General features: G+C 67.4%; 6 protein-coding genes. 1 reads left to right on the top strand and 5 read right to left on the bottom strand.

All coding sequences use genetic code 11. The annotated features are described in order from the left end of the window. Positions 1 to 143 precede the first annotated feature (143 nt). Positions 144 to 788 carry a hypothetical protein gene (locus ASF54_RS02540; protein ID WP_055958434.1) on the top strand — a complete coding sequence of 215 codons (645 nt, stop codon included), beginning with the start codon at positions 144 to 146 and terminating at the stop codon, positions 786 to 788. Here the strand turns inward: ASF54_RS02540 and ASF54_RS02535 are convergent. The 5 genes from ASF54_RS02535 to ASF54_RS02515 all read right to left on the bottom strand — a co-directional run bounded on the left by ASF54_RS02535 (position 785) and on the right by ASF54_RS02515 (position 5,801). Continuing rightward, a complete protein-coding gene (locus ASF54_RS02535; RefSeq protein ID WP_442855763.1) occupies positions 785 to 1,213 on the bottom strand; it encodes a DUF779 domain-containing protein in 429 nt (142 codons plus the stop codon). The two genes, ASF54_RS02540 and ASF54_RS02535, sit on opposite strands and share 4 nt — an antisense overlap. Then, a complete protein-coding gene (gene exaC / locus ASF54_RS02530) occupies positions 1,210 to 2,751 on the bottom strand; it encodes an acetaldehyde dehydrogenase ExaC (protein ID WP_055961895.1) in 1,542 nt (513 codons plus the stop codon). Before exaC ends, ASF54_RS02535 begins: the two co-directional genes overlap by 4 nt. Positions 2,752 to 2,881: 130 nt before the next feature. Then, on the bottom strand, positions 2,882 to 4,207 hold the full coding sequence (locus ASF54_RS02525; protein ID WP_157509987.1) for a GAF domain-containing protein: 1,326 nt from the start codon (positions 4,205 to 4,207) through the stop codon (positions 2,882 to 2,884). Between the two features lie 175 nt (positions 4,208 to 4,382). Continuing rightward, positions 4,383 to 4,745, bottom strand: a complete 363-nt coding sequence (locus ASF54_RS02520; RefSeq protein WP_235480908.1) for a TraR/DksA C4-type zinc finger protein — start codon at positions 4,743 to 4,745, stop codon at positions 4,383 to 4,385. 9 nt (positions 4,746 to 4,754) lie between these two features. After that, positions 4,755 to 5,801: a glutathione S-transferase family protein gene (locus ASF54_RS02515; protein WP_055958431.1), complete on the bottom strand. Its 1,047-nt coding sequence runs from the start codon at positions 5,799 to 5,801 to the stop codon at positions 4,755 to 4,757. Between the last annotated feature and the right edge of the window lie 54 nt (positions 5,802 to 5,855).

Below are 5,855 nucleotides of genomic sequence, written 5' to 3'. Positions count from 1 at the left end.
GAATCGTTCCGACCTCGACGCGCTCCTGACGACCACCGGCGCGCACGATTGCGAATGCCATGGGTACTCCAGAAAAACAGATCTGCGTGAGCAGAAGAATGAGGATGCCCGGATCGCCGGGCAACTTCGATAGTCTTTCACAAATGTCACGACCGATCAAACTTCACACCCCGCCCGCCTTCACGGCCGACATCGTGGCCGACGCCCGCGAGCGCATCGGTGAGATCCTGGACGACCTCGCCCGGCTGACGACGGAGTACAGCTCTGACATCGAGGTCTGGGGCTCTGCGGTCACGACCGCCGGGTGGGAGATCGCCCGTCTCGGCCAGTGGCTCGGGCTCGAGGGTGAGGCCGTCCTACTCCTCGGCGGTTCGTCGTACCCCGACATCGCTGAGCACGAGGGCACGAGCGCCTCCAACGTGTACAACCGCGTCGGTAAGTCTCTGACGCTGGCTCCCTATGCCAAAGCCGCGGGCGCCACCACGCGGGTGACGGCGGAGGGACTGGAGGCGGCGAGGCGCGACTACGCACTCGAGGATCCCGCGGCGGCCTCGCTCGAAGCGGACGACAGGGCCGCAGACGGCTCTCTTGCCGACCGGATTCCCCGGATCCTCGTCTCCGGCCCGGTCAAGGCGACGGCGATCGTGGCGGCTCTGCCCGACTATCGGCGGTCGAGCGTGTTGTCGACGCTGTCGATCCTGGCTCGCGAAGGCGCCGTGACCCGGGTGGGCCACGGCGTCTATGCGCTTCCATCGCGAGAGGGCGACGAGACGGTCGAGCCCGGCTAAGCCAGGCCGAACTCGGTCAGCTCGGCGTCATCGAGCATTCTCGACCGGATCAGGAACCGCTTGCCCTCCGGGCTCTCGACGCTGAAGCCGGCTCCGCGCCCTGCGACGACGTCGATTGTGAGGTGGGTGTACTTCCAGTACTCGAACTGGCTGCGCGACATGAAGACCTCGATCGGGTCGACCCCCTCCACGTACAGATCTCCGAGATGGACGTCGACGGCACCCACTCGAAAGAACCCGACCGGGTAGCACATGGGCGAGGATCCGTCGCAGCAGCCGCCGGACTGATGGAACATGAGCGGTCCGTGCTTCGCCGTCAACTCGACGAGGAAGGCGGCTGCCGCGGGTGAGACGTCGACCCGCGACAGCGCCCGCTCGGGAGGCGGCGCCTGGTCAGACGCCGCCTCGGGCTCGGTGTCGATCAAAAGAACCCCATGGGCCCGTCGGCGTACGACACCAGCAGGTTCTTCGTCTGCTGGTAGTGATCGAGCATCATCTTGTGGTTCTCCCGACCGATGCCCGACTGCTTGTAGCCGCCGAATGCCGCTCCCGCCGGGTACTGGTGATAGGTGTTCGACCAGACGCGGCCGGCCTGGATGTCACGACCGGCGCGATAGAGCTGGGCGCCGTTGCGCGACCAGACCCCGGCACCGAGGCCGTACAGGGTGTCGTTGGCGATCTTGATCGCATCGTCGTAGTCGTTGAAGCTCGTCAGTGACAGCACGGGCCCGAAGATCTCCTCCTGGAAGATTCGCATCGAGTTCTTCCCCTCGAAGATGGTCGGATTGACGTAGTACCCCTCCGTCAGGTCGCCGCCGAGATCAGCGCGATCGCCGCCCAGCAGGAGCTTCGCGCCCTCCTGCTTGCCGATGTCCATGTAGCTGAGGATCTTCTCGAGCTGGTCGTTCGAGGCCTGGGCGCCGATCATGGTGTCGAGCGACAGCGGGTTGCCCTGCTTCACCTGCTTGACGCGCTCGAGGCCGTCGGCGACGAAGCCGTCGTAGATGGACTGCTGCACGAGTGCCCGTGACGGACAGGTGCAGACCTCACCCGAGTTGAGGTTGAAGAAGGTGAAGCCTTCGAGGGCCTTCGAGTAGAAGTCATCCTTCTCGTCGGCGACGTCGGCGAAGAAGACGTTGGGGCTCTTGCCTCCGAGCTCGAGCGTGACCGGGATGAGGTTCTCGGAGGCCATCTGCATGATGAGGCGGCCCGTCGTGGTCTCGCCGGTGAACGCGATCTTGCGGATGTTGGGGTGCGACGCGAGCGGTGCCCCCGCCTCGACGCCGAAGCCGTTGACGATGTTGAGAACGCCGTCGGGGAGCAGGTCGGCGATCAGCTCCATGAAGACGTGGATCGAAGCGGGCGTCTGCTCGGCCGGCTTCAGCACGACGCAGTTGCCGGCGGCGAGGGCCGGGGCGAGCTTCCACACGGCCATCAGCAGCGGGAAGTTCCAGGGGATGATCTGGCCGACCACGCCGAGCGGCTCGTGAAAGTGATACGCCACCGTGTCGTTGTCGATCTCGCCGGTCGAGCCCTCCTGCGCGCGAATCGCGCCCGCGAAGTAGCGGAAGTGGTCGATAGCCAGCGGCACGTCGGCGGCCAGGGCCTCGCGAATCGGCTTGCCGTTGTCCCAGGTCTCGGCGACCGCGAGCATCTCGAGGTTCGCCTCCATGCGGTCGGCGATCTTGTTGAGGATCAAAGCGCGCTGCGCGATCGTCGTCTTCTTCCACGAGTCGAACGCACGCCAGGCCGCCTCGACGGCGCGATCGATATCCGCCGCGTTGCCGCGTGCCACCTCGGTGAAGACCTTGCCGTTCACCGGCGAGGGATTCTCGAAATATTGCCCGCTCGCGGGGGCGACGTACTCGCCGCCGATGAAATGGTCGTAGCGGGGCTTGAACTGCACCTTCGCGTCGGGGGTACCCGGAGCGGCGTAGGTGTTCGGAGGAGTCGTGACGGTCATTGTCGTATTCCTTTCGACGTCGTTGTCGTGCGGCATCCGTGGGTTCGATGCCTGGCGGGACTCTACGACGGCGAAGGTTGCAGACGGTTGCGGCGGGTGCTCGTGCTCCGCGCCGCAGGCATCGCTGCGGTCACAGCCGGTCGAGCCGCTCCAGCCGGGCGACGATTCCGGCTCGGCGTGGCGATCGAGCCGGCAGCAGTCCGAGAGCGGCCATCAGGATCTCTCGATCGGAATCGTCGCCCGACCTCTCGGCGAAAGCGAGGAGCACGTCGACCGATGCTCCCGTGAGGAGCGATTCACGGAGGCGCGTGGCCAGGCCGTCGCGGATGTCTTCGACGCCGGGGGCCGCGGATCCTGGGAGCACCTGGCCCGAATACGCGTCGACCGCCTGCCGGTGCGCACCCCGGTCGAGCAGGGCGTCGACACGGGCGATGTCGGTGTCGAGCGGATTCGGCAGCCGGTACGGGCGGGAGAGCGGAGCGAGCCTCGGGTCGAGCACCTCGAGCGCGTGTCGGAGCCGCACCATCTCGGCCCGGAGAGTCGTGACCGCCGAGGCGTCACCGTAGACGAGCGCTGATAACTCCTCAGCACCGATTCCGCGAGGGTGGGCCGACAGGATCGTGATGATCTCGCTGTGTCGGGCCGTGAGCGAGACGATGCGTCGGCCGTCCGAGATCATGGCGGTGTCACGGCCGAGCGTGCTCAGGGTCGCCGACGCGCTCGGCTTGGACCGGGCCGCGCGACTGTGAGGCGGAGTAGTGCGCCGTGATGCGCGAAGGCGCGACACGAGCATCTCCGACTCCATAGCGGCGGCGGTCGCCTGCAGCAGAGGCAGCGTGTGATCGGCGACGGCGCGGTCGTCGCCCGTGATGTCGAGAAAGCCGAGGATCCGACGCGTCACCGGGTCGTGAATGGGCACCGCTGTGCAGCTCCATTGCTGCACGAAGACATTGAAGTGCTCCGACCCGCGGATCTGCATGCCGTGGTCGAGCACCAGAGCCGTGCCGGGAGCCGAGGTTCCTACTCGGCTCTCGGCCCAGCCCGCCCCTTCGACGAAGCGCATACCCTCTGCCTGGCGCTTCGCCGAGTGATCCCCCTCCACCCACAGCAGGCGGCCCCGTTCGTCGCCGAGGGCCACCAGCAGCCCCGAGCCCTCGATGTCGGCGAGCAGCAGGGTGCGCACCACCGGCAGGAGAAGAGCCAGGGGATGGTCGCGTCGGTAGTCGCCGAGGTCGGACTCGGGCAGCTCGAGTGAGGGGAGCAGTCGTTCCGGGTCGAGGCGGCGGCGGCGGGCTCGCTCCCACGACTCGGCGACGAGGCGCCCGTGGGGGTCGTGATGGTCGGTAGCGTCGCGGGAGTCGAAGGCCTTGCTGGGGGTGGCGCCGCGTCCGCTTCGGACAGGGGCGAGCCACGGGTTCGACCCCGGGGAGCCGGCTGCGCCGCGGCCTGTAGCCATTCCGCACCAATCGTCGTCGATTGTTCGGGCCGCGCGGGGCGTCCCGTCGTGATGGAATCAGCCTACGTCGCGTTCGGCGCTCCGGGGGCGCCGGTTCAGAGAACTAGCGAAACCGGGCGGATTCGGCTCAGCCCGAGGGGAAAAGGGGCATTTCTGCCAGAGTTCTGAACCGACGTCACGCGGCGCAGGCGAGACAGAGCGCCGCCATCGGCCGGGCTCCCAGACGCGCGGCCGGAATCGGCAGGTCACACGAGATGCAGAAGCCGTACGTTCCGGCGTCGAGTCGAGCGAGAGCAGCCGCAGCCTCGTCGGCCCGCTGCTCGGCCGACCGCCGGATCGCCTCCAATTGCGAGCGTTCGTAGGCGATCGTCGACCCCTCGGGGTCGTGCTCGTCGTCGACATTCGACGACTCGCGCGCCTCGCTGACGGCGGAGATATCGAGCGTCAGGCGGCCGGCCAGAGCGAGTGCGTCGGCGTGAATGGCGTCGAGACGATGACGGATCGCAGGATCCTCGTGGTCGCCGACAGGGTCTGTCACGAGGGCCGCTCAGCCCTTCGTGATCGCGGGCACTTCTTCACCCGGGCGGGGCGGTTCGGGCGGGGTTCCGGTGCCGAACGGTCGGCCGCCGAGGTCGTCGCGCCCGTGCGGCTCGAGCCAGCCGCTCTCGGTCGGGCCGAGGGGCACGATCTTCGTCGGATTGATGTCGCTCTGCACGATGTAGTAGTGCTTCTTGATCTGATCGAAGTCGATCGTGTCGCCGAAACCCGGGGTCTGGAAGAGGTCGCGCGCGTAGGCCCAAAGCGCGGGCATCTCGATCAGCTTGTTGCGGTTGCACTTGAAGTGGCCGTGATAGACCGCGTCGAAGCGGGCGAGGGTCGTGAAGAGGCGGATGTCGGCCTCGGTGATGGTGTCTCCGACGAGGTAGCGCTGGTCGGTGAGGCGCTCTTCGAGCCAGTCGAGGCGGTCGAACAGGCGGGTGTAGGCGCGCTCGTAGCTGCCCTGCGATCCGGCGAATCCGGCACGGTAGACGCCGTTGTTGACGTCGCGGAAGATGATCTCGGCGACGTCGTCGATTTCGTCGCGAAGGTGCTCGGGGTAGAGGTCGGGAGCACCCTCGCGGTGAAAGTCGACCCACTCGGTGGCGAAGTCGAGGGTGATCTGCGGGAAGTTGTTAGTGACCACCTTTCCGCTCGGCACGTCGACGATGGCCGGCACGGTGATTCCGCGCGGGTAGTCGGGGGTCCGCTTGAAAAATGCCTCTTGGAGGCGTTCGATACCGAGTACCGGATCGCGACCGCCCTCGTCGAGGTCGAAGGTCCAGGAGCGGGCGTCGTGCGTCGGCCCGGGCAGGCCGAGCGAGATGGCGTCTTCAAGGCCGAGCAGGCGCCGCGAGATGATCGAGCGGTTCGCCCAGGGGCAGGCGCGGGCGGCTACGAGACGGTAGCGGCCCGCCTCGACCGGCCATCCGTCGACGGCGTCGCGGGTGATGCGATCCTCGATGTAGTTGGTGTCGCGGGTGTACTCCTGGCCCGGGGTGACGTAGCTGCCGGGGGTGCCCTCGTCGGTGCTCGTGCTGTTCGTGCTGTCGCTCATGTGGTTCAGCCTACGCACGGCGCCCGAGGGCGGGTCGGCGGGTGCTCTCAGTGG

The organism is Frondihabitans sp. Leaf304, from assembly GCF_001423105.1.
Classification (GTDB): Bacteria; Actinomycetota; Actinomycetes; order Actinomycetales; family Microbacteriaceae; genus Frondihabitans.
This window is presented reverse-complemented; position numbering and strand designations above follow the sequence as displayed.

Coding starts and splice junctions, on each gene's coding strand:
- ASF54_RS02540 (WP_055958434.1), top strand. CDS start 144: ATGTCACGACCGATCAAACTTCACACCCCGCCCGCCTTCACGGCCGAC.
- exaC (WP_055961895.1), bottom strand. CDS start 2,751: ATGACCGTCACGACTCCTCCGAACACCTACGCCGCTCCGGGTACCCCC.
- ASF54_RS02525 (WP_157509987.1), bottom strand. CDS start 4,207: ATGGCTACAGGCCGCGGCGCAGCCGGCTCCCCGGGGTCGAACCCGTGG.
- ASF54_RS02515 (WP_055958431.1), bottom strand. CDS start 5,801: ATGAGCGACAGCACGAACAGCACGAGCACCGACGAGGGCACCCCCGGC.